General features: G+C 73.7%; 2 protein-coding genes. Both read left to right on the top strand.

Annotation, left to right across the window (positions count from 1 at the left end):
• Positions 1-618: DUF3097 family protein (locus tag F8271_RS31645; RefSeq protein ID WP_151493425.1), on the top strand; the 618-nt coding region annotated here is incomplete at its 5' end.
• A 16-nt stretch (positions 619-634) separates the two neighbouring features.
• Positions 635-749: DUF3097 family protein (locus F8271_RS31640; protein WP_370462013.1), on the top strand; the 115-nt coding region annotated here is incomplete at its 3' end.

Below are 749 nucleotides of genomic sequence, written 5' to 3'. Positions count from 1 at the left end.
CCCGCCGCCTTCCTGCTCGACGGTCGCCCGGTCACCCTGCGCCGTCCCACCCGCGCGCCGGTGCCGGCGGCCCGTCGGCGCACCGCGTCCGGTTCGGTGGCCGTGGACAAAGTCCGGGCTCAGGTGGCAAAGGCCAGCCGGATCTGGGTGGAGGGCATCCATGACGCCGCGCTGGTCGAGCGGATCTGGGGCGACGACCTGCGGATCGAGGGTGTGGTCGTCGAGCCGTTGGACGGCATCGACGACCTCGACGCCGACGTCCGCGACTTCGGCCCCGGCCCGACCCGACGACTCGGCGTCCTCGTCGACCACCTGGTGCCGGGCAGCAAGGAGAGCCGGATCGTCGCCCGCGTGAACTCGCCGTACGTGCTGGTGACCGGGCACCCCTACGTGGACGTGTGGCAGGCGGTCAAGCCGGCGGCGCTGGGCATCGCGGCGTGGCCGGTGGTGCCGCCGGGGCAGCCGTGGAAGGAGGGGGTCTGCGCGGCCCTCGGGGTGGCCGAGCCGGCCGACATGTGGCGGCACATCCTGTCCCGGGTGAACAGCTTCGCCGACGTGGAAACACCCCTGATCAACGCCATGGAACGCCTCATCGACTTCGTCACCGAGCCAGCCTGACCCGCCCGCCGCCTTCCTGCTCGACGGTCGCCCGGTCACCCTGCGCCGTCCCACCCGCGCGCCGGTGCCGGCGGCCCGTCGGCGCACCGCGTCCGGTTCGGTGGCCGTGCACAAAGTCCGGGCTCAGGTGG

This window comes from Micromonospora sp. ALFpr18c (assembly GCF_008868155.1).
Taxonomy (GTDB): domain Bacteria; phylum Actinomycetota; class Actinomycetes; order Mycobacteriales; family Micromonosporaceae; genus Micromonospora.
Note: the sequence above shows the minus strand (reverse complement) of the source record. Positions and strands in the feature narration are given on the sequence as shown.